Here is a 22393-nt window from a genome sequence, read left to right as displayed (position 1 = left end):
ATTCCTTAGATCTTTTCGCCACGGGCACGGATATCTGCTAATACAGAATCAATACCATTCTTATCGATAATACGCATTCCTTTCGGAGTTAAGCGTAATTTTACAAAACGGTTTTCACTTTCAACCCAAAAACGGTGGGTTTGTAGGTTTGGTAAAAAACGACGACGAGTAGCATTTAACGCGTGAGAACGGTTGTTACCTACCATCGGTTTCTTGCCGGTTACTTGGCAAACTTTAGACATGTGAGTCACTCCAATAATTAATTTTCAGCTCGAGCTTGTTTACTATATCGAGACATATTTAAAAGTATCAATTGATACTTTGATATCTGAATCGATATCAACTCCTCAGGCCGTCGCCTATAGGAGCCTGAAAAAGGTCGCAAATTATATAGACGTCCTAAAAAATGGTCAAGCTTTATCGGCTACAAATTAGGCTGATATTCAATTTTGCGGCGATTATACGGTTATTTGCTGAAAAACCCAACATAAATTATGGCATTGTTGTGAAAAACATAGCAAAAAAGCGGTCAGTTTGCCTGTGTAAGTCTTTATCGGTCGTCGCCATAATGGACTGTTGATAGCGATATTCTAGCCACAACCTTAGTTTAAATTGGGATTCGAGCCAGTTCACTGCTAAATTTTAAGCGAGATATGTTCGGAGGTGGACTATGCGTTGGCAAGGTAAACGAAAAAGTTCAAATGTTGATGATCGTCGTGGTCAAAGGGTTGCGGCATCTGGGGGGCTTCTCGCTGGGGTTGTTCGATTTGTTCCTATGCTAATAAAAACAAAGGTTGGTCGGTTTGTTTTAATTGTTGGGGTCATCGGTTATGTTGCCGCCCATATGTTGGGTTTTAACCTTAATCTAGCGCCTGGTTTAAGTTCTGACCAACAAGCCAGTGCCAATGCGCCTTTAACCGCAGAGCAGCAACAATTAGGCGAATTTGTTGCGGTTATTTTAGCGGATACCGAAGATACCTGGAATCGGTTGTTATCACAGCAACAGCTTAGTTATCGTGAACCGGTACTGGTGCTGTTCACTCAATCCGTGCAATCTGCTTGTGGTATGGCCGGCGCGGCTATTGGGCCATTTTACTGTCCGGCCGATGAAAAGGTATATATTGATTTATCATTTTATCAAGACTTAAAAAATCGTCATGGCGCCCCAGGTGATTTTGCCCAAGCCTATGTTATTGCCCATGAGGTTGGGCATCATTTACAAAAAGTGATGGGAACAACCCAAAAAGTACGCAGTGCGCAACAAGGCGTTGGTGAAGCAGAAGCCAATCAACTGTCGGTGCGACTTGAACTGCAAGCGGATTGTTATGCCGGCGTCTGGGGTTATCATGCTGATAATCAAAGAAACATGTTAGAACCGGGAGACTTAGATGAAGCGCTTACTGCTGCGGCAGCGATTGGTGATGACAGGCTGCAAAAACAAGCGCGGGGGCGGGTAACCCCAGACAGTTTTACCCATGGAACTTCTGAGCAAAGGGTACGTTGGTTTCGTAAAGGCTTTGAAACGGGTGACTTTAATCAGTGCAATACCTTTGCAACAGAGCGGTTGTAAGACCTCAAACGTACACGTTGATTTGACGAGTCTTATCATTAAAGTAACCGAGTAAAAGAAGGTTTAACAAAGATTACAATTCACCTCGCTCGGCAAAGCTGCAGGTTAAGTGACCCGCGACAATAATATGATCAAGAACGCGTACATCAATCAGTGCTAGGGCCTTAATTAATCGTTGGGTGATCTGTTTATCGGCGATACTGGGTTCTGCGATGCCACTGGGGTGGTTATGCGAAAAAATCACGGCGGCGGCTTTGTGCTTTAGCACCGACTCGACCACAACCCTTGGGTATACCGTAGCGGCATCAATGGTACCAAAAAATAGTTTCTGAAAAGCAATGATTTGGTGCTGATTATCCAACAACAACATGGCGAACACTTCATGCGGTTCGTGTTTCAGTTGTGAGGTCAAATAATGCTTGGTATTGGCCGAGCTGGTTAATGGCATTCCGATAGGCAATTGAGCGGCTAGATAGCGCCGAGAAAGCTCTAAACTAGCTTGCAGTTTGGCGTACTGTGCCTTGCCTAGGCCATGATGCTGACAAAATTGTTCACAGTCACTAATGCACAAATTATGTAAGCCCCCAAATGACGTTAACACTTGGCGGGCAAGGGACACCACACTAATCCCTTTAACACCAGTATGTAAGCATATTGCCAGAAGCTCGGCATCGCTTAAGTTTTGACTTCCTAAGGAAAGTAATTTTTCACGGGGGCGTTCAGCCACAGGCCAATCTTTTAACATAGTCGCATCCTTGCGGTTGATGTGCCGAAGTTTCCAAACCATAATCGAATGTTTTGGTCTTAATGTGAATACTTACTAATTCGTATGTCGCTATTTAATCTAGTATAAAAAACATGTTATTGTATCGGCACTATTTTTTCGGGTGTGAGTACATATCCTTATTCACATCGATTTTATTTTAGCAGGTGATGATGTTTTTACAGAATAAAAATATCGTATTGGGTGTGACCGGAGGTATTGCGGCCTATAAAAGTCCGCAATTGGTTCGTCGCCTAAAAGAGCAGGGCGCCAACGTTAGAGTGGTAATGACCTCGGGGGCTAAAGCCTTTATTACGCCATTGACCTTGCAAGCGGTTAGTGGCTATCCCGTTAGTGACAGTTTGTTAGACCCTGCCGCTGAAGCTGCAATGGGCCATATTGAGCTGGCTAAATGGGCTGATCTTATTATCATTGCACCGGCCAGTGCCAACACCTTAGCCAGACTTGCGCATGGTTTGGCGGATGACTTATTAGCCACCATCGTGTTAGCGAGCGATGCGCCTTTAGCCATTGCACCTGCGATGAATCAACAAATGTGGCATGCCAAAGCAACGCAAGACAACTTGGCGATATTACAAGCGCGTGGGGTTGTTGTTATGGGCCCAGGCAGTGGTGAACAAGCATGTGGTGATATCGGCTATGGCAGAATGCTAGAGCCAGATGAATTGGCAAGTTTGATCCTTGGTTTGATGCAAGAACATGCACAACACCTTGAGCTAGCAGGTCAACACTGGGTGATCACCGCAGGTCCAACCCGTGAAGCCATTGACCCAGTTAGGTACATTTCCAACCATAGCTCTGGAAAAATGGGCTATGCCATTGCGCAAGCTGCTCAACAAGCAGGCGCTAACGTGACGATAATTAGTGGTCCAGTAAATATTGCGGTACCAGAGCATTGTCATTGCATTCAGGTCAATAGTGCGAATGAAATGCATCAACAAGCGTTGCAGTTAGCTAAGGATGCCGATGTCTTTATTGCCTGTGCGGCGGTTGCGGATTATCGAGTCGCTGAAATACAATCTCAAAAGATTAAAAAGTCAGCCGATAAGATGACCATTGAATTGGTTAAAAACCCAGATATTGTGGCCGATGTTGCCGCTTTGAAAAGCAAACCTTTTACCGTCGGTTTTGCCGCCGAAACTCAACAGGTTGAGCAATACGCCAAGTTGAAATTAGCGCGCAAGAACCTTGATATGATTTGTGCTAATAATGTGGCCAGTGACAAGCAAGGCTTTAACAGTGATAACAATGCCTTACATTTGTATTGGGATGAAGGTGAGATTGAATTGCCACTGACCAGTAAAAGCTTGTTGGCCAAACAATTGGTGCAAAAAATCGACCAGCGCCGACAATCGTCAAAACCAAAGCATTGATGTTATCAATGGCAATGTTAATGCAAAAAAAAGCTTTAACTTTAGAAAGCTTTAAATCACCATGATGCGTTTTGTTACAGCTCGGTCTTGATCCTTGCTGTACGCTAACGTATAAAAATGAACGTCTTCAATAACGAAAAATAAATAGCTTAAAGTCTAAGAAAAATAATATGTCAGAGAATCAGAAACCTAATCGTAGACAACAAATCCTTGAGTGCCTTGCTCACATGCTTGAAACCAGTCCGGGTCAGCGTATCACTACGGCAAAACTTGCTGCTGAAGTAGGATTTTCAGAGGCCGCTTTGTATCGACACTTTCCTTCAAAGGCACGCATGTTTGAAGGACTTATTGAATACATCGAAGAGTCATTGTTTACCCGAGTTAATTTAATTTTAAACGACCAAAAAGAAACCTTGACCCGTATTTACCACATTTGCCATGTTATTTTGGTATTTGCTGAGCGTAACCCGGGTATGTGTCGTATTTTATCAGGTGATGCCTTGATGGGTGAAAATGAACGTTTAAGACTTCGAGTTCACCAGTTATTTGAAAAAATAGAAACCCAATTCAAACAAATTTTACGCGAACGAAAATTGCGAGAAGGTAAAGGCTTTCCAATAAGTGAAGTGGCGTTAGCGAATATCATTTTGTCGTATTGTGAAGGAAAAATCAGCCAATATGTGCGTTCGGGTTTTGATAAAAAACCAAGTGAGAATTTCGCCGAACAATGGCCCTTTTTAATGGCCGGTTGTTAAGGTAAATCAACCTAGCAGTTGATTGCTTTCTCTATCCCAATTTCTTGGGGTCGGAGCTAACGACCCCATCTTTTGTTTAATTAATTTCCACCTCTTTTACAGGTCAAGCGAGTGTTAAGACAGCTATGAGCGAATTAAATCAATTATCCCCACAACCGTTATGGCAATTATTTGCCAATATTTGTGCGATCCCACACCCTTCAAAACATGAACAACAAATTTCACTTTGGATCCAAGATTGGGCGAAACAACAAGGTCTAAGTGTGAAAGAAGATGAGGTCGGTAATTTATTTATTAAAAAACCAGCAACGGCCGGGATGGAAAATAAAAAAGGGGTTATTTTGCAAGCCCATATGGATATGGTGCCGCAAAAGAACTCTGATACCCAACATGACTTTTTAACCGATCCTATTCGTCCTTACATCGATGGCGATTGGGTAACCGCAGATGGTACAACCTTAGGTGCTGACAACGGCATTGGTTTATGTTCAGCATTAGCCGTACTGGCCAGTAATGATATTCCCCATGGCCCATTAGAAGTACTCATTACCATTGATGAAGAAGCGGGGATGAGTGGTGCTTTTGGTTTGAAATCGGGTTGGTTAGACGGTGAGATTTTAATTAATACCGACTCAGAGCAAGAAGGCGAAGTTTATATGGGCTGTGCTGGTGGTGTGGATGCCAGTTCAACGTTTAGCTTAGAAATGGTTTCCGTTCCAAGCGATTATGAATCTTTTAATTTGTCTATTTCAGGTTTAAAAGGTGGTCACTCAGGAGTAGATATTCACACCGGTCGTGCCAATGCAAATAAATTACTGGTACGCTTTTTACTGCAAATGAGTGAGACATTTGGTATTGGGTTAACCGAGCTTAATGGCGGTAGTTTACGCAATGCAATCCCTCGTGAAGCCAATGCCAGCTTGGTGATTGCTAAGACTAAAGTTGAAGCTTTTAAACAAGCATTAAAGCAATATATTAACACCCTAAAGAGCAATTTAGCCGTCGTTGAACCTGACCTTGATATGATGTTGCTGCAACCTGAAACGTTTGAGCAGATGTGGAGCCCTGCGTGTCAAAAACGCATTTTATCGGCACTAAATGGTTGCCCTAATGGCGTGTTACGAATGAGCGATGACATTCAAGGGGTGGTAGAAACATCATCTAATTTAGGGGTTATGCGCACGAAAGGGCCTAAGTTTGTTGCCTTATGCCTAATTAGAAGTTTACATGATGATGGCCGCTTAGAAGCTCAAGAGATGATTCAATCGGTGTTTTCACTGGCCGGTGCCAAGGTGGAGTTTTCGGGCGCATACCCAGGCTGGAAACCCAGTACAGACTCGGCGGTTATGAATATCGTAAGTGATACTTATAAACAGTTATTTGGTAAATCTCCAGAAATCATGGTGATTCATGCGGGCTTAGAATGTGGGCTATTTAAAACCGAATATCCAGATTTAGACATGGTTTCTATAGGCCCAACCATTAAGTTTCCACATTCTCCAGATGAGAAAGTGGAGATTGCCAGTGTTGGAGAATACTGGAAGCTGTTAACCAAAGTGTTAGCCAATATTCCTGATAAAGGCTAAACAGCGTGGTGCCATATAGACCTTAACGATATGATCGCGCGCTTATTCGCGCGACGACATAGTCAAATATAGACATAGCTAAATATTGCCAAAGCCCGTGACCAATGTGTTGCGGGTTTTTAGTTTATAGGGCTAGCTAAAATATCGTCGATGAGTGTTCGGTAGTCGGTGATGGTTGGAAAACCTGAAATTGCATTATGTTCGCGTTTACTGTCAGGGTTGGCCACTGCCAATATGTGTTCAATGCCATATTTTTTCGCCGAATTAAGCACCGCCAAACTGTCATCGACAAAGAGCGTGGTGGCATTATCAAAGCCGACATGGGCTTGTAGGCGTTGCCAAAGTAACTGGGACTCTTTGGTAGTGCCAAATTGATGGCAGGAAATCAGTTGGTCAAAATATTTGTCTAATTGAGTACGTTCAATTTTTAAGGCCAGTGAATCAGGGTGAGCATTGGTCACTAATATAACCTGACGTCCCGAATCCCTTAACGCGGTTAAAAAGTCGTGAGCATCATCACGTAGTTGAATAAGATGTTGAATTTCTCTTTTTAATTGATTGATCGGCAGTTGGGTTTTTTCTGCCCAATAATCTAAGCAATACCAAGAAATGGTGCCTTCAACATCTTGATAGCAGGAGGTTAAATATTGCTTGGCCGATGTTTCGCTGACGCCTTTTTGTTTGGCATAACTTAGAGGCAAATGGTGCAACCAAAAATGATTGTCAAAATGTAAATCTAAAATGGTGCCATCCATATCCAGTAATACGGTATGAATTTTTGCCCAATCAAACATAGATATAGTCCTGTTAAACATTGAATGAATTAAGTATATTAATACACTGTATGTTGAGAATCATACTTGTATGTTGAGCAGATGAAAATGGATTATCAATTTCGAGCTGAAATCAGGCTTGGGAAGTCGGCTTAATCTCGGTGTGATTATTTAAATTTTCCAACCCTGACAAAACAGGTTGACCAATTAGCATGGACAAAGACTCTAAACAGACCTTACCCAAGGTGCTCGATACCAAAGAAGTTGCCAAAACACGGTTGATTGCCATTGACGAAGTACAGTTAAAATTTAGCAATGGAGAGCAACGAACATACGAGAAAGTGCGCAGCGGTGGGCGCGGAGCCGTGTTAATAGTGCCTATGCTAGATGATGACACCATGTTGTTGATTCGTGAATATTCTGCCGGTACCCACTCATATCAACTTGGCTTTCCCAAAGGGTTAATCGACCCGGGCGAGAATGCTGAACAGGCCGCAAATAGAGAGCTACAAGAAGAGATTCATATGGCTTCTAATAACATCACATTTTTAAAGCAAGTTTGTTTGGCCCCAGCGTTTTTTAACGCCCGCATGGATTTATTTATTGCTACGGACTTAATTCCGAGTAAGCTTATTGGTGATGAGCCTGAACCTCTTCAAGTTGTCCCGTGGAAATTATCTGAATATCAACAATTGTTAGCACAACCTGACTTTACCGAAGCACGAAGTATTACTGCCTTAATGTTGGCAAGAGAGTATTTAGAAGAACGATATGGCTGATTTACATAAACTGCTAGAAACTGCGTTAACGGCAGCTAAAGAAGCAGGAAAAGAGATCATGAGCTTTTACCATCATGATCAATTAAAAAAATTTACCAAAGATGATGACACCCCTGTCACCGAAGCCGATTTAGCGGCAAATCAAGTGTTGGTAGAACACTTGCGCCAAGCGACCCCAGAGATCCCCATTATTTCAGAAGAGAGTGACAACATTGCTTTGGCCGAGCGCGCTCAATGGCCGATGTATTGGTTACTCGACCCTATTGATGGTACGGGCGAGTTTATTGCTCAAAGTGGGGATTTTGCCGTTAATATTGCCCTTGTGCAAAATGGCTGGCCTGTTATTGGCGTTATTCATGCACCCGCACACGAAGTCACCTATTATGGCTGTAAAAAGGGGGGCGCATTTAAACAAGACAATCAGGGCACGAAACAAATTAAGGTGGCGCCATATGATGGCAAGCGCACTCTAAATGTTGGTGTAAGCCGACGTCAAAAACTCTCGACCATTGCCAACTTTTTAAATGAACGCTACCAGTATCAGCATATCCCTCTTGGAAGTTGCTCATTAAAAAATTGTCAAATTGCCGAGGGTACCACAGACTGCTACTTGCGCATTGGTCCGACAGGCGAGTGGGATACGGGGGCTAGCCAATGTATTTTAGAAGAAGCTGGTGGCACCATTTTAGACAGTGAACTGCTACCGCTAACATACAACCAACGTGAGAGTTTAATGAATCCTGACTTTATCAGTTTGGGCAACCCCGCCATTGATTGGCAGGATGTGATCATTAAACACAAGTGTGCAAGAGACTATTAAATAGGACTTAACATGGCTAAATTTAAAACCTTGATATGTATTGTCGCCTTAGTTTGGCAATTGCCCGCTATGGCAAAATGGCAGTTAGACAATACCAGTTCCAATTTGAGCTTTATTTCCACTAAAAAGCACACGGTTATGGAAGTGCATCAATTTAATCGTCTTAGTGGTTATATTTCAGAGCAAGGCAAAGCGCGTTTAGAAATTGATCTGGCCAGTGTCAATACCGCAATCCCGATTAGAGATGAGCGAATGAAGCAATGGTTGTTTGAAACGCAACAATATCCAAAAGCAGACGTTGAACTAAGCATAGACAAGGCGCTTATTAACAGCTTAGAGGTAGGTCAAAGTAGCCAAATTTCTGTTAAAGCTGAGTTGTCCTTACATGGTGAAAAACAAGCGGTAGTTGCTAGCATACTGGTTACTAAAACGGCTGAAAATTCAGTGTCAGTGAGCAGTTGGCAACCTGTTTTGATTCAAGCGGGTGATTTTAATTTGCTGGCTGGGCTTATAAAACTGCAAGAAATAGCTCAACTTACTAGCATCAGTCCCGTAGTACCAGTAAGTTTTGTTTTAAACTTTAAAGCCCAAGACTAAGAACTTTGCTCAAATTGCTCTTTGGGTAAAATATTTACCGTTTCGTGTAATTCAGAATAGACAATAACTAAAGCGCCTTGTTCTAGCTGGCGCTTTAGTTGTTGCTTTTTATCCGCCAACGACATTTCAACCGCGCCGTAATCGGTACCATCTCTTAAAATATAACTTTCAATGATGTTTTCAAGCGCTTGAGGGCTGATTTCGGAAATTGGAATGATCATATGTTTACTTATTTAAATAATCGGCAAAGAACTCAAGGACTCTGTGCTCAAGCCAAAATTCAGGTTTAAACGGATTTCGACCGCTAATAAAACCAACGTGACCACCGCCATGGCTGATTTCAAATGAAATGTTGGGGTTGTTTATCTGTAAGTCTTCAATTTCTTGGTGGGATAAAAATGGGTCGTCCTTAGCGTGAATGAACAAGGTTGGTTTGACAATTTGATCAATCACATACATCCCACTGGCTTTATGATAATAATCTTCGGCACTGTCAAAACCGTTAATGGGTGCCGTAATTTTGCTATCAAATTCATAAAGGGTCGAGATGCCTTTAATTTCTTGTTTACTGTAATTGGGGAGCAGTTGCAGATCTATTTTTTGTAAGGCACTCGATTTAAGCATATTGATCAAATACCTTTGATAGACTTTGGAAAAGCCTCGCGAAATTCTTTGGCTACAACTTTGTAAATGCAATGGAGCGCAAATAACCGCAGCGCAGTTAAAAGGGTTATTGGCTTCTTCGGCCAAATATCGGGTCAACACGTTACCGCCTAAAGAAAAGCCTAATATACCTTTAGGGTGATTTGGGTGGCGTTGGTGCAAGAGATGACTACAGTAGTGTAAGTCCCAAGTATCGCCACTATGGTATGAATGACTTTGACGGTTCGGGCGGCCACTGCAACCACGAAAATGCATTAGTACACCAATCCAGTTGCGTTGGCTAATGGCATTCATCATCCCTTTGGCATAAGGGCTATTGATCGAGCCTTCTAAGCCGTGCAAAACCATGACGATGGGTTTGTTTGGGTGCTCCTTGGGATCCGCAGTCCAAGCCAGATCGAGAAAATCACCATCGGGTAGCTCAATCGTTTCGGTGTCGACTTTTATTCGTTGCTTGTTACGAATAAGTTTAGGCGCCATGGTTTGCAAATGGGGGTTGTTAAGCCACCATGCTGGCTTAAAGGTACTGCTTTTTTTCATTTTTTCCTCTGCTTAATGGTGCAAAGTATAACGTGAATTATCCCGTCTGAGTACTGTCTTTCGCTTGTTTTAACTAAGAGCAGATAAAACAAAGCCGATCTTGGGCGGTCAATATTTGCCGCTCAATAGTCGTCTCACTAAATTAATCGGTTACTAGGAGTTGTTAAAATTAGGTGTGATTTTAATAACGGCCAAAAAATATATTCAACAATACAAATGGTTGCTTTTTATACTGTAGTGATGCAAGATATTGGTAATTTGCCTGTAAAATTTATGTAACTAATTTGTGGCGATAAGAAAAATCCGCAATAAATGCGTCGTGTCATCCAAAGTGTAGCTAAAGCCAATAAAGGTATTTAGCTTTGGAAAATGCTTGGTTAACACTCTTGGCACAACATACGTTGCCATTTAAAAATGGTCAAGCGCGAGCAGGATGTACGCGTTTTAATAAAAAAAATAATAACAAAAGGAAATTGCACATGCATAACCTTCGTGTTTATCACTCCCAACTTTTAAAACTGCTATCAATAAGTCTTTTATCTCTGACTTTAGTAGCATGTGGTGACTCAGATCCGAAACCTGAGCCCGAAATAGTACTCCCACCACCACCACCGCCACCACCTAAGCCTGAGGTTATTGACATTACTGGTGGCGGTGTCAAAGGCCCGATGGCTATGGCAAGTGTTACCGTTTATCAAATAGACCCGCTCGCCAGTGACTTTAAAGGCGCTGTTGCTGGGGAAGGTAATACCAACGCGGCGGCACAAATTGAGAACTTATCCTTAACGTTCCCTTTGACTGCGCCTTATTTGCTTGAAATAAGAGCAGATGAAGATACCTATGACATTACCACCAATCAATACCCAGTTATTGAGGTCATGCGCACCATTTTAACCTCTGAGATGTTAGACAGTGGCGAGCAAATGTTTGCAACCCCGCTGACTGACTTATCTGTTTCTTTGGTTTTTCAAAATGCCGACTCAAACATCGCGCCATTTACCGGTAACAATGATGGCACAGTGACCATGGCCGAAGTTATCGCCGCGATGACCAGTGCGCAAGAGCAGGTTAAGTCGACACTTGGGTTTGGTCTTGAAAGTGATGTGGACTTATTTAATACCCCACCGCTGATCAATGCGTCTACCGAAACAAGTGAACAGCAAAGCTCGACAACGGCGTACCGAAGCGCTGTTGAAGCGATCACTGCTGTGGTATATGAAATTAAGCAATTAAGTGGTGAAACAGAAATCACTACCGACGATATTATTAACGATCTTGCTGGCGATTTATCAGATGGGGTTATTGATGGTTTTATTCATCAGCAAGCTGTTAGCAGCTATCCGGTAGCGGCGTTGGATGTACTAGCTCAAGATCCAGCCACCTTGCCTATTCCAAATGATCCAAACGGTCGCACCGTAAGCGATGTTAAACAACTTATCGTAGAAGAAACGGCGACAACAGGTAGCACAACAGATACCAGTGAATTTGTAGCCAGTGAAGAAGTTGTTGAGCTTAAACCCGCTGAAATGTCACCAGACATTGACGGTGACGGCGTTTTAAACTCTCAAGATGCGTTTCCTGAAGATGCCTCTGCCGACAGCGATTTTGATAACGACGGAAAACCCGATGTAGCTTACGTTTTAGAATCTGGTGCGCGTACTGATGTCATCGATGTCGCTCGCTCTGATGACGATGATGATAATGATGGCGTACTTGATGCAGAAGACCGCTTTCCTTTTGATCCAAGTGAAAGCACAGATACCGATTTAGATGGCACGGGTAACAATGCCGATACCGACGATGATAACGACGGTGTGTTAGATAGCGAAGACGATTTTCCACTTGATAACAGTCGTTCAAATGCTGTCGATCAAGATAATGACGGTTGGCCAGATGGTCAAGATACAAATGATAATGATGCCAGTGTCCCAGGTGAAGATTTTATTGATAGCGATGGTGATGGTCAGGCAAACCAAGGTGGTTTAGCACCAGATAATGACGATGACAATGATGGTGTTAAAGATACAGACGATGCCTTCCCATTAAATGCCAGTGAATCACGAGATTTAGATGCTGATGGCATTGGTAATAATTCTGATGGTGATATTGACGGTGATAACATCGCCAATGAAGATGATGTATTCCCGTATGATCCGCTCGCATCACAAGATACCGATAAAGATGGTATTGCCAACGTTTATGATAGAGATGATGATGGCGATGGCATTGAAGATGAATCGGAACTGCTATTAGGTACAGACCCTCTTAAAAGAGATTCCGACGGTGATGGTGTATTTGATCATATAGATGCTTTACCTCTTGATCCAAGTGAGCGCTTTGACTCAGATAAAGATGGTATAGGTAATAACCGTGATAATTGCCCTCTTATTGCGAACACGTTCCAAGTTAACTCAGATGATGATGCTTTTGGTGACGCTTGTGATAAAGATGATGATAATGATGGTGTATTAGATTCTGAAGACGACTTTCCAACGGATGCCAGTAAGTTTGATGCGGTCGACGCGGATAATGATGGTTGGCCAACCGAACAAGACACTGATGATAATGATGCCAGTGTTCCAAGCGAAGATTTTATCGATACCGACGGTGATGGTTTAGCCGATTCCGGTGGTTTAACGCCTGATAGCGATGATGACAATGATGGTGTTGAAGATATTAATGATGCGTTTAGCTTAAATGCCAATGAATGGCTTGATAGTGACGGTGATGGTATTGGTAACAATGCCGATAATGACGATGATAATGACAATTACGTTGATGTCGATGAAATCGCTGTAAACTCAGACCCACTAGATGCCAGCAGTAAACCAAACGACTTTGATGGCGACTTTATTGCTGACTTTAGAGATAACGATATCGATAATGATGGCGTTGTAAACTCAGAAGATGCTTATGATTTTAACCCAGCAGAGTCTGCCGATAGTGACGGCGATGGCGTTGGCAATAATGCCGATGCGTTCCCTAATGATGCCTCAGAAACGCTAGATAGCGACGGCGATGGCGTTGGTAATAATGCCGATGCATTCCCTAATGATGCTACTGAAACCGTCGATACAGATGGCGATGGCGTTGGCAATAATGCCGATGCATTCCCGAATGATGCCTCAGAAACCGTTGATACAGATGGCGATGGCGTTGGCAACAACGCGGATGCGTTCCCTAATGACGCCTCAGAAACGCTAGATAGCGATGGCGATGGCGTTGGTAATAACGCGGATGCATTTCCAAATGATGCTACTGAAACCGTAGATACAGATGGCGATGGCGTTGGCAATAATGCCGATGCGTTCCCTAATGATGCAACTGAAACTGTCGATACGGATGGCGATGGTGTGGGTAATAATGCCGATGCGTTCCCAAATGACGGTTCTGAAACAACCGATTCTGATAATGACGGTATTGGTGATAACGCGGATGCGTTCCCTAATGACTCATCAGAAACCGTGGATAGCGATGCAGACGGTGTTGGTGATAACGCTGATGCTTTTCCTAACGATTCTACTGAAACAAAGGACACTGACTCTGATGGTGTAGGTGATAATGCCGATGCTTTCCCAGATGATGCATCAGAAACCGTGGATAGCGATGCAGACGGTGTTGGCGATAACGCTGATGCGTTCCCAACTGATGCTTCAGAAAGTAAAGATACCGATAAAGATGGTGTCGGTGATAACAGTGATTTGGACATTGATGGTGACGGTGTCGCTAACGATGAAGACGCCTTTGCCTATGATAAAGACGAATGGTCTGATTTAGATGGTGATGGCGTTGGTGATAATGCCGATTTAGATGCGAATAATCCAGACGTGTCAGTGGCATTAGCTTTTACCAGTAGCGATTTAAAATCTGATTATGTTGAAATCACTCTTGGTAATCAAAGCGAGCCAACCATTGCTATAGGTTACTCTAATGGTCAGCGTTTTAGCTTTACTGAAGGAGTAGGAAGTATCCTCAGGCGCTATGATGAGCAGGAGTTTAGCTATGAATTTAGTCAAGACAAGCTGATCATTACACTAATTGAAGAAGACGTATACGAATATAATTGGCCTCAATATGTCAGTGAAGCAGCTGATTTAGGTATTATTGACCAAGTTAAAGCAGATGAATTTATCGCGAACCATGGCGATCAATCATTTGAGTTTATCATGCGCGATCCTGCTTATTCGTGGCAGTTGCTAGAAGACAATGGTGTTACACAAACATTCCTTATTAAAGATTTGTCGGAGTTTCACATCACAGAGGCGTGGGCTCATGATCTTTTAATTGGTGATGGTCAAGTGGGTCGTTATGATTTTGTCTATACCCAAGAGTTAACAGATGTTGCTAGTTTTAATGTTTCAGCATTTAGTGAAGATGAGCTTATTGACCAGCAGTGGGCGCTACCATCATCCCTAGATGAAACTAGTGTCGGAAGCTTCGATAGCGATGTTCGTTTAAGTTCAGATGTCGTTACGTTTAACAGCGATTATACCGCAAGTTCGCACTTTTTCTCTGCAACCTTTGCTTGGGCTGTGGTTGATGGTGATTTAGTTTTAACCTACCCATCTGGCGCTACGGTGACTCTAACTCGGGTTCAAAATCAGGATAACGTCGATGAAGTGCTAGTGGTTGCCGATGCCAATGGCTATCAAACCAGTGAATATGCACTAATAACTCAGTTTTCTGAAACGACGTTAGAGCCATTCATGAATAAGTTTGCTCAAAGCAGTTTGCAATTAACGCATGATCAATCTCTTGATGACGATGGGCGTTTATTACCAGGAAGAGAGTTTGGTTTTCGTATTGAACCTAGTGGAGTCGCAACTCGCATCGCCGGTGCATGGACACATCAATACGGATGGTCATTGGGTGACTTGGGTTCAGTAGAGCTGTATGCAACACAACATAAAACCGACGGAAGTTATACCAATTGTGATCCAGAAGCTTGGGATTGTAATAAAAGACGTAAGCGTACTTGGGTACCTCTTAAGCAAGTTGGCGATCGCGTTTACGTACTGGAATATGCGTATACAAATTATAATGCTTGGAAGTTTGATGGCTCAGAGCCTGATTGGAGTTTGTATATTCCTCCTCGCGTGGTGTTCTATGAAGCATACGATTTAGGCCTTGATCAAGACGGCGATGGTATAACCGACCATAATGATGATGACATCGATAACGATGGCGTTGCCAATGCTGATGATGCATTTGCATTTGATAGCTCAGAGTGGGCTGATACAGATAGCGATGGTATTGGTAATAACAGCGATTGGGATATCGACAACGATGGTGTTGCCAATGAAGACGATGCTTTTTCTTATGATGCCACAGAATGGTCAGACTTAGATGGCGATGGTATTGGCGATAACACCGATACCGACCGTGATGGTGATGGGGTTGAAAACGCTGCTGATTTAGACCCAAATCACCCTGATGTGTCAGTAGCATTAGCCTTTACCAGCACGGATTTAAAAGCGAACTACGTACAAATCCTAACGGGTAATCAAACCGAACCAAGTATTAAAATAGGTTTTGGTAGTGGTGCGCAATACTTATTTAGCGATGGTGTCGGGGAGATCATTAATAATTCTGCTAATCAAGCGATGAGCTACGCGCTTGTTGATGGTGTTTTAACGATCAACCCTGATGAAGCGACAGAGTCGGTAACTTATCTAAACATCAGCCAAGCGGCAGCGATGGGGATTATTGAACAAACCGCGGCCGATACGTTTATTACCAATAATGGTGATCCGCAATATGAATTTGTTGCCCGTACTATGTCATATCAATGGCAGTTAATTGCCGATAATGCTGATAGTCAACGTTTTTACCAAACTACGACCACTGCTTATCATATGACAGATACATGGGCTCATGACGCTTTAATTGGTAATGGTATGGTGAGCACCATTACAGATTCGAACACTCTTACCTTAACAGATAAAGCTAGTCTTAGCGTAAGTGCCTTTACCGAAGATGAATTAAGCGACTTGATGTGGGCTATGCCGGCGAATTTAGACGAGTTTTCTTGGCAAGGTAATAGACGGTTAAGCTCAGATATAATCACGTTCAATAGTGATTTCAGTGCGAGCACGCATTTTAATCAAGCCAGCATAAGTTGGGGTATTGTAAATGGTGATCTTGTACTTACTTACCCATCGGGTGGTACGGTCACTATGACGAGGGTACAAAATCAAGATAACGTTGATGAAGTGTTAGTGGTTTCACAAGCCAATGGTTATACAACCAGCACTTATTCGTTGGTAACCGAATTCACCGAAACGACGCTAGATCCATTGTTAAATCAGTTTGCCCAAAACAGTTTCTCATTAACCAATGATGAGCAACTCGATTCAGAAGGGCGTGTATTGCCAGAACATATATTTGGCTACCGGATTGAAAATGGTGGGATCGCAACCCGTATTTGGAATGGTAATGCCAACTTAGACAACTACAAAGACGGCTGGGATCGTTGGTCATGGCAATGGAGCGATTACGGCTCAGTAGAAATGCTAGCAACCTGGCAAGAGTTTGACGGTAGTTACAGTATGTGTAATACCGACGAATATGGTTGTAATCCATGGCGTAAGCGTACTTGGGTACCATTAAAACAAGTTGGTGATCGTGTCTATGTGCTCGAATTTGAGTATTGGAATGATGCAACTTGGGACTTTAATGCAACGGAGCCAGCATGGCGTATCAATATTCCAGGTCGAGTGGTGTTCTATGAGGTTTATGATTTAGGCCTTGATCATGACGGTGATGGCATCACCGACCATAATGATGAAGACATTGATAACGATGGCGTTGCCAATGCTGATGATGCGTTTGCTTTTGATAGCTCAGAGTGGGCTGATACAGATAGCGATGGTATTGGTAATAACAGCGATTGGGATATCGACGGCGATGGTGTAGCTAACGAAGAAGATGCACTTCCTGAAAATGCTGATGAATGGTCAGACTTAGATGGCGATGGTATTGGCGATAACATCGATACCGATCGCGATGGTGATGGGGTTGAAAACGATGCTGATTTAGACCCAAATCACCCTGATGTGTCAGTAGCATTAGCCTTTACCAGCACGGATTTAAAAGCGAACTACGTACAAATCCTAACGGGTAATCAAACCGAACCAAGTATTAAAATAGGTTTTGGTAGTGGTGCGCAATACTTATTTAGCGATGGTGTCGGTGAGATCATTAATAATTCTGCTAATCAAGCGATGAGCTACGCGCTTGTTGATGGTGTTTTAACGATCAACCCTGATGAAGCGACAGAGTCGGTAACTTATCTAAACATCAGCCAAGCGGCAGCGATGGGGATTATTGAACAAACCGCAGCCGATACCTTTATTGACAATAATGGTGATCCGCAATATGAATTTGTTGCCCGTACTATGTCATATCAATGGCAGTTAATTGCCGATAATGGTGATAGTCAACGTTTTTACCAAACAACGACCACTGCTTATCATATGACAGATACATGGGCTCATGACGCTTTAATTGGTAATGGTATGGTGAGTACCATTACAGATTCAAACACTCTTACCTTAACAGATAAAGCTAGTCTTAGCGTAAGTGCCTTTACCGAAAATGAATTAAGCGACTTGATGTGGGCAATGCCGGCGAATTTAGACGAGTTTTCATGGCAAGGTAATAGACGGTTAAGCTCAGATATAATCACGTTCAATAGTGATTTCAGTGCGAGCACACATTTCAATCAAGCCAGCATAAGTTGGGGTATTGTAAATGGTGATCTTGTACTTACTTACCCATCGGGTGGTACGGTTACTATGACGAGGGTGCAAAACCAAGATAACATTGATGAAGTGTTAGTGGTTACACAAGCCAATGGTTATACAACCAGCTCTTATTCGTTGGTAACCGAATTCACCGAAACGACGCTAGATCCATTGTTAAATCAGTTTGCCCAAAACAGTTTCTCATTAACCAATGATGAGCAACTCGATTCAGAAGGGCGTGTATTGCCAGAACATATATTTGGCTACCGGATTGAAAATGGTGGGATCGCAACCCGTATTTGGAATGGTAATGCCAACTTAGACAACTACAAAGACGGCTGGGATCGTTGGTCATGGCAATGGAGCGATTACGGCTCAGTAGAAATGCTAGCAACCTGGCAAGAGTTTGACGGTAGTTACAGTATGTGTAATACCGACGAATATGGTTGTAATCCATGGCGTAAGCGTACTTGGGTACCATTAAAACAAGTTGGTGATCGTGTCTATGTGCTCGAATTTGAGTATTGGAATGATGCAACTTGGGACTTTAATGCAACGGAGCCAGCATGGCGTATCAATATTCCAGGTCGAGTGGTGTTCTATGAGGCATACGATTTAGGCCTTGATCATGACGGTGATGGCATCACCGACCATAATGACGACGATATTGATAATGATGGTTATTTAAACGCTGATGATGCCTTCCCATTCGATGATAGTGAATGGGTTGATACGGACTTTGATGGGGTGGGTGATAACGGTGATATGTTCCCTAATGATCCACTTGAGCAATATGACTCAGATGGGGATGGTATTGGTGATAATGCGGATTCACTTTCATTCACCGTTTTTTCTGAACAACCAAACTCAAGTTGGCCTTTATGGGATTGCTGCGGTGGTTCGCTGCCAACGGTGGTTCAAGATGATGGGCTTCACGGTAATGTGGGAGAGTTTACAATTGGAGCTTCACCAACCGTAATGGGCTTTATCTCTCGTGACTGGATAACCGATACGCCACAGCCTATCGATGCAAGATCTATTGTCTCTAATGGTGTACTTGAATTTGAAATGAAAATTGTTAATGCACCATTTGATGCATCTGCTGTTTGGTTATTCAAAGTCGAGTCAGAATATGGATCAACTGCTGTTGAGCTACCACTTAATCAAAGCCTTGAAGGTGTAGACCCTATTGTTGGTGAATGGCAAAGATACACCTTTAAGTTATCAGATTTAGCGAATTGGGGCCTAGATCTCAGTGCCATTGATGTCATCATGGTCTTCCCTTCTTGGGGACAAGGTGATGGTGCTGTATATCGCTTAGATAACGTGAGGTTTTATGATCCGAACGTTGATCATGATGCAGATGGTATCACAAATAGCTTTGATCTCGACATTGACAACGATGGTTACTTAAATGAAGACGATGCTTTCCCATTTGATAATAGCGAATGGATTGATACCGACTTGGACGGTGTGGGTGATAACAGTGATATGTTTGCCAATAATCCAAATGAGCAATACGACTCAGACGGTGATGGCGTTGGAGATAATAGCGACCACTTCCCTTACAATCCTAACTTAACAGTAGGTACCGAATTGTCGACACTAAGCTTTGTTGATCAAAACCTTTCGATCTGCATTAGCAATGTTGGAGTAATTTATGCTGAGGACATTGAAAGCTTAGACTGTTCATTCTCTGAAATTAGCGATTTAAGCGGAGTTGAACATTTGACCAGTCTTAAGCATATCGATTTAACGTATAATGAGTCTTTGATTGACTTTTCACCTCTTGCACTAATCATAGGCTTTGAAAGTTTAGAAGCTTATTCTACTGGCTTTAATAATGATGCTTTTGCAGCTTTTAGTGGCCATCAGAGTATTCGTCGATTTGTCATCGATAATCCAAGTTTAACCGACATCAGCGCTGCCGCCACGATGCCTAACTTGGAAGAGCTGTTTTTATGGACGGATCAAATTTATGACTTAAGCCCGCTAGTTGATTTAAATAAGTTTAAATCATTGCTTATCTGGACTCATCAACTGCAGGATTTTAATCAACTGGGTTTATTAAACCTAGAATCATTATATTTATATGGTGATTTAACGCCTGAGCAGTCAAATGTGTTCTCTTCTATTAATACGCTTAAATTTGTAGAGTTTAAATATACCAGCTCTATTAACAATGATGTGTTAAATAAAGTGGTTCACAATAACGCTCAGTTAAGCACCTTGTCTATTAGTGAGATGGCTATTACAGATTTATCAGTATTGTTTGTTGATGGTATGTATTGGAACCCATTATCGGTTCCCTTAACCGATATTTACATTGACAACCTACCAGTGACTGGCCAAACCGAGCTAGAGCAACAGGTACAGGCATTACGAGATCATGGTGTAAATGTTGTTGGTGAATTAGCCTATGGAAGCTTATTGGTGGATGCTATTGATAATATTTTTGATCCTGTACTGAAACAGTGCTTAATTGATTCCACCAATGGATATTTGGTTACTGGCCAAGTTAAATTTTTGTGGTGTCGTGACCAAAATATTGCAAGTTTGACAGGTATCGAATGGTTTGAAAGTCTAGAAAATGTCAACTTGGGAAATACTTTCATAACAGATATTTCGCCATTAGCGGCTTTATCGAATTTGGTAAGTTTAAGTCTTGCTAATACGCAAGTGCGAGACTTAAGCCCACTAATGAATAACAACAGTCTTGATACGTTATGGGTTCATAGTTTGCCACTTGAAGATCCTAGCCAAGTTGATACTTTTGCAAGTATTGTTTATGGGTCGGTAAAACAAGACTTAATATCTAATGTGGTGATTAACGACCCAGGATTATTGCAGTGTTTTCTTGACCACAGTGCCGGTTTAACCTATGTCGCACAGCTTCATACTTTAAGCTGTACAAGTAACTATGATATAGCTGATTTATCTGATATTACTCAGCTTTATGGTTTAGATACGTTTTATCTGCAAGGAGAAAATCATAGCGTAAATGATTTTCAACCAATAATCGCTTTACCACAATTATCAAATCTGATGATAAATCATATCTTAGGATTTGATGACAGCAAGTTAGCTGTTGTTGCAGCTACCCCAATTTTGAGCTCGTTAGAACTATTTGGTCTGAATATTAATGATGTATCGGCTTTAGGTAATGCGCAACACTTAAGTGGCTTGTGGCTTTACGGTACGGGTAAAGTAGATCTTTCATCGTTATCCTCACTTCAGTCTTTGCATAGTTTGGGGATCGATTCAAGTCAACTCGATAGCCCAGATGTTAATGTTGATGCACAGGATTTGCTTGAGTTAACCCATTTAAAAGAGCTTCAAATTCAAGGTTCTCTTGCAAGCGCAGAACCAACTGATACTGATTTAAAAGATGTAATAATCCAATTATCGCAGTTAGATAGCTTATCTATAGTAAGTGCAGATGTTGATAATATGATGATGAATGATATTTCAACGAACTTGTCAGAGCTTTATTCTCTAGCTTTACACGGAACTCAAGTTAGTGATTTATCAGCCATTACGTCGCTAACAAATCTACAGTATTTAAATATCAGTAATTCTGGCTTAATCACCGATTTAGCCCCTGTAATAACATTACGTCAAAATCAAGATCTTGAAGCTGCTAACGATGCGTGGTACCCAACATTACATACTTTAGAAATGTATGATGTAAATGCTGTTGATCCGATGCAGGTGACGTCCTTACAAGAGCTAGGCGTTGTAGTTAATCAATAACCTAAAGGGGTAGGAATACCCCTTTTTATTTGAGGTATTATGAAAACATTACTTTTATCAACCACGGTTGGATTGGTTATTGGAGTTTCGGCAACCTTATGGTCGACCAATAACAAAATCGAACAATTAGAACAGCAAAATAGCAAAGCGACAAAAGATGTTGCCAGTTTAACACTCCAAGTTAAAACGCTAACAGCTCAACTTACTCCGCAAACAACTGCTCATCAGCCTTCAGCTTTAAAGCCGTCGACGGCTAGAAATCATGGACTTACCGGGCGTAATCTATCGCTTCAGGCAAGAGCTACGAAGAATAGCCGTTTTGCCAGACAGCCTTCTAGTAACCGGGTTGATGTGATGTCGGTAAAAACACAAGTAAAATCCCGTCAACACATAGAAAGGCAATCAAAAGAACGAACGAAAGATCCTGCGCAACCAGAAACCCTAGATAACGGCATTGTGTTGTAAGATTCTAAAGTTCAATACATAAAAAAACGAGTAACTTAGTTACTCGTTTTTTTATGTATTGAAAAATTTTTAACAGGATTACGAAAAGTATTAATCATGAATGATCTTATAAAAGAAAAATCTATCTTACAAAAAATATCCTAATGTCATCAGGGTTTTATCTTTCGTGGTTATTAAGTGAACATATTCG

14 protein-coding genes are annotated in these 22393 nt (G+C 42.0%); 9 read left to right on the top strand and 5 right to left on the bottom strand.

Annotated elements, in window-relative coordinates; genetic code table 11:
- Positions 1 to 5 precede the first annotated feature (5 nt).
- Entirely contained in the window at positions 6 to 242 is a 237-nt protein-coding gene (gene rpmB / locus ACAY00_RS13255; RefSeq protein ID WP_371374621.1) for a 50S ribosomal protein L28, read from the bottom strand.
- Between the two features lie 428 nt (positions 243 to 670).
- On the opposite strand from rpmB, the gene ACAY00_RS13250 reads away from it, so the two are divergent.
- The gene (locus ACAY00_RS13250) at positions 671 to 1570 is read left to right on the top strand and encodes a neutral zinc metallopeptidase (protein ID WP_371374619.1); all 900 of its coding nucleotides are present in this window, start codon (positions 671 to 673) and stop codon (positions 1568 to 1570) included.
- A 73-nt stretch (positions 1571 to 1643) separates the two neighbouring features.
- Here ACAY00_RS13250 and radC read toward each other — a convergent pair whose 3' ends face one another.
- A complete protein-coding gene (gene radC / locus ACAY00_RS13245) occupies positions 1644 to 2315 on the bottom strand; it encodes a RadC family protein (RefSeq protein ID WP_371374616.1) in 672 nt (223 codons plus the stop codon).
- Positions 2316 to 2503: 188 nt separating this feature from the next.
- Here radC and coaBC point away from each other — a divergent pair, with 188 nt between their 5' ends.
- The 3 genes from coaBC to ACAY00_RS13230 all read left to right on the top strand — a co-directional run bounded on the left by coaBC (position 2504) and on the right by ACAY00_RS13230 (position 6068).
- Positions 2504 to 3727, top strand: coding sequence for a bifunctional phosphopantothenoylcysteine decarboxylase/phosphopantothenate--cysteine ligase CoaBC (gene coaBC / locus ACAY00_RS13240; protein ID WP_371374614.1), 1224 nt, complete (start codon positions 2504 to 2506; stop codon positions 3725 to 3727).
- 170 nt (positions 3728 to 3897) lie between these two features.
- Positions 3898 to 4482, top strand: coding sequence for a nucleoid occlusion factor SlmA (gene slmA, locus ACAY00_RS13235; protein WP_371374612.1), 585 nt, complete (start codon positions 3898 to 3900; stop codon positions 4480 to 4482).
- A 125-nt stretch (positions 4483 to 4607) separates the two neighbouring features.
- Positions 4608 to 6068 (top strand): aminoacyl-histidine dipeptidase, encoded by a 1461-nt coding sequence (locus tag ACAY00_RS13230; RefSeq protein ID WP_371374608.1) that lies wholly within the window; start codon positions 4608 to 4610, stop codon positions 6066 to 6068.
- Positions 6069 to 6187: 119 nt separating this feature from the next.
- On the opposite strand, the gene yrfG is transcribed toward ACAY00_RS13230, so the two are convergent.
- Positions 6188 to 6862: a GMP/IMP nucleotidase gene (yrfG, locus tag ACAY00_RS13225; protein WP_371374605.1), complete on the bottom strand. Its 675-nt coding sequence runs from the start codon at positions 6860 to 6862 to the stop codon at positions 6188 to 6190.
- 191 nt (positions 6863 to 7053) lie between these two features.
- Between yrfG and nudE the strand changes: the two genes are divergently transcribed.
- The 3 genes from nudE to ACAY00_RS13210 are packed head-to-tail and all read left to right on the top strand — an operon-like array spanning position 7054 to position 9037.
- Positions 7054 to 7620, top strand: coding sequence for an ADP compounds hydrolase NudE (gene nudE, locus ACAY00_RS13220; protein WP_371374603.1), 567 nt, complete (start codon positions 7054 to 7056; stop codon positions 7618 to 7620).
- Positions 7613 to 8440, top strand: coding sequence for a 3'(2'),5'-bisphosphate nucleotidase CysQ (gene cysQ / locus ACAY00_RS13215; protein WP_371374600.1), 828 nt, complete (start codon positions 7613 to 7615; stop codon positions 8438 to 8440). The genes nudE and cysQ overlap by 8 nt, the downstream gene beginning before the upstream one ends.
- 12 nt (positions 8441 to 8452) lie before the next feature.
- Positions 8453 to 9037, top strand: a complete 585-nt coding sequence (locus ACAY00_RS13210) for a YceI family protein (RefSeq protein ID WP_371374597.1) — start codon at positions 8453 to 8455, stop codon at positions 9035 to 9037.
- On the opposite strand, the gene ACAY00_RS13205 is transcribed toward ACAY00_RS13210, so the two are convergent.
- Together ACAY00_RS13205 and ACAY00_RS13200 are read right to left on the bottom strand one after the other, a co-directional pair.
- Complete coding sequence (locus ACAY00_RS13205) at positions 9034 to 9258, bottom strand: YheU family protein (RefSeq protein ID WP_371374594.1); 225 nt, start codon at positions 9256 to 9258, stop codon at positions 9034 to 9036. The genes ACAY00_RS13210 and ACAY00_RS13205 overlap by 4 nt on opposite strands.
- A 4-nt stretch (positions 9259 to 9262) precedes the next feature.
- Positions 9263 to 10240 (bottom strand): hydrolase, encoded by a 978-nt coding sequence (locus ACAY00_RS13200; protein ID WP_371374592.1) that lies wholly within the window; start codon positions 10238 to 10240, stop codon positions 9263 to 9265.
- Between the two features lie 479 nt (positions 10241 to 10719).
- Here ACAY00_RS13200 and ACAY00_RS13195 point away from each other — a divergent pair, with 479 nt between their 5' ends.
- Together ACAY00_RS13195 and ACAY00_RS13190 are read left to right on the top strand one after the other, a co-directional pair.
- Positions 10720 to 21738, top strand: a complete 11019-nt coding sequence (locus ACAY00_RS13195; protein ID WP_371374589.1) for a leucine-rich repeat domain-containing protein — start codon at positions 10720 to 10722, stop codon at positions 21736 to 21738.
- A 39-nt stretch (positions 21739 to 21777) separates the two neighbouring features.
- Complete coding sequence (locus tag ACAY00_RS13190) at positions 21778 to 22203, top strand: hypothetical protein (protein WP_371374587.1); 426 nt, start codon at positions 21778 to 21780, stop codon at positions 22201 to 22203.
- Positions 22204 to 22393 lie beyond the last annotated feature (190 nt).

The sequence above is a fragment of the Thalassotalea sp. 273M-4 genome (assembly GCF_041410465.1).
Lineage (GTDB): Bacteria > Pseudomonadota > Gammaproteobacteria > Enterobacterales > Alteromonadaceae > Thalassotalea_A > Thalassotalea_A aquiviva.
The sequence above is the reverse complement of the archived record's forward strand: the minus strand, read 5'-3'. Positions and strand labels throughout refer to the sequence as shown.